Source organism: Moorena sp. SIO4E2 (assembly GCF_010671945.1).
GTDB classification, from domain to species: Bacteria; Cyanobacteriota; Cyanobacteriia; order Cyanobacteriales; family Coleofasciculaceae; genus Moorena; species Moorena producens.
On sequence record NZ_JAAHIE010000968.1, the window covers coordinates 1 to 2,095 of the forward strand.

2 protein-coding genes are annotated in these 2,095 nt (G+C 39.0%); one reads left to right on the top strand and one right to left on the bottom strand.

All coding sequences use genetic code 11. The features are described 5' to 3' along the window. Positions 1-236: 236 nt before the first annotated feature. Complete coding sequence (locus F6K37_RS39550) at positions 237-974, bottom strand: hypothetical protein (RefSeq protein WP_287256730.1); 738 nt, start codon at positions 972-974, stop codon at positions 237-239. Between the two features lie 725 nt (positions 975-1,699). Here F6K37_RS39550 and F6K37_RS39555 point away from each other — a divergent pair. Beyond that, positions 1,700-1,834, top strand: coding sequence for a hypothetical protein (locus F6K37_RS39555; protein ID WP_287256732.1), 135 nt, complete (start codon positions 1,700-1,702; stop codon positions 1,832-1,834). Positions 1,835-2,095: the final 261 nt, after the last annotated feature.

Below are 2,095 nucleotides of genomic sequence, written 5' to 3' on the forward strand. Positions count from 1 at the left end.
GGCGACCCTATCTTACGGTAAATTCAAACCACTCGCGCTTGGGATCAAGACAACAGGTAAGCATTGGAATAATGCTGAGTTACTTTAGCTGACGGCTGACGGCTGACGGCTGACGGCTGACGGCTGAATGCTTACAAAAAAATAGATATCTACAGACATCAGCCATTGTGGTTAACGTTTATTACGCAATTCAACACATCGGTAATACGACACCACCATTAACGGTTACAATTACCTTAGGATTTAGAGCGAGATTTTATGGTGAGAATCACCAAATCTACCTCCCGGTCAACCCTTAAGTGAATCTGATAGTTTTTTTGTTCCGTGATTAATAAATTTTTCTGGTTTTCACTAAGTTCTTTCAACCCATAGTTAATCCAAGCCATACCATTTTCCCATTCCGGTGATACTACCCTAATGAATAATCCTAAGAGTAAAGCAGATTGGCTTTCATGAGAGTATTTATAGGGAATTTTAGTGGCGATCGAGGCTTGAGTTATATTGTTAACATTTCCCAGGATATTAATTAATACTGTGTCCCCCGTATTTAGGCCGATAAAATTAATTTTATTGTGAATATTTTCTACCTGGTTAAATGTAAAACCAATGGCTTCAAAGCCAGGCTTAATATTGTCTATACCTATCCCTATCCCTAGTCCACTTTCTTCATAGTCAGTTATAATAGGTAGGATTAGTTTATTGAGCAGTGAAGCTTTATATACTAGTTGTTCAGAACTAGTAGAAGTAACACTTGATAATGAGTTTTTTGGTTCTGACGTGTCTTTGAACCAACTAATCAGTGATTCTATTGGATTTACAATAATTGTTGATGAATCTGTCAATCTAAAATTGTTGTTTTCGATTAACAGGCTGATTCCCCCTAGGATAATTACTAGAGAAGGTAACAGGCAAAAAGTATTAATAATGAACGATTGTCCATTGAACCAATTTTTAGAATACTGTTCTTTAGTCATTTCCTGCCAAGCTCAAAGTCGCCAAGGGTGGATATTTTATTATGAATAGACATAGGGGGAAAAATGATTCTGGAAGCGTTACCCCACTTAACCTTAAACCTAATTTCAACGCCTATGTCTAAGGTCGGAGAGAGATAGTTATTCGGGTATATATCATCGGTACATGATAATTGGTAATTGCCAATTTACAATTGAGTATCATACTATTGCTGCTGTTAAACACCACTTGTAGATCGCAATTACCTATTACCTATTACCTATTACCTATTACCTATTACCTATTACCCTAGACCTATTAACAGAAACTCATCTCTATCAACATGCATAGAAAATTAGTATTCTGGTTGAGATGTTTTTGAGGTCAATCACGAAGTTTTATCACACATTGTGAAAATCTTGGGAAGGCTATCCTCAGTCTTGTATAGTAAATATCCCCCAAAATGTTAAATTTTGGTGAAAAACACTTGGTGAAGAACACTTTGAGGTGCGACCCAAGGCCGGGGAACCCGGCCTAGGAGGCGCGCACCTTAAGTGTCTTGCTATACAAAAGGAATGGCAAGCACTCACCTTCGGTCTCACGGGACTTGTGAAAACTTAACGTTTCCACAAATAAGGTAAAAACTTTAACGAGTAAAGTTTAAGTTAAAAGGTACTACTGACAGAACCTTCCTTTTCCCCTGACCTCAGCGATGCAGCGCGGTCTTGGGGAGGCAGAGGTGCGACCCGTGGCGAATTTAATTACGGGTCAAACGCACCTAAGCGGTCTTGGGGGTTCCCCCCACTCGCTATTGCCGTGGTTTCCCCCACTCGCTATTGCATCAAGACAGGGAAAAAATGAGGGGTTACACCCTTCATATTAACAAATTTAACAGATTCCTGTAAATCCCTGTCTTGTTCTTTACTTGTCTTACAGAGACGCTTCAGGAAAAGCCTAGCAAGTCGGGCTAGTTGATCAGAAAATTTTTTACCCTATTGACCCACTGATACCAAATCCGGTTATAATAGACTTAATACAAAATTCTAATGTCAAATGCCCAAAAAAGCTTATTTAGCTGACCATCTGAGTAATGGTGAACTGAAAAAAAGATACAGAGCTTCTCAAGACCCCGTAGAAGCAAGAA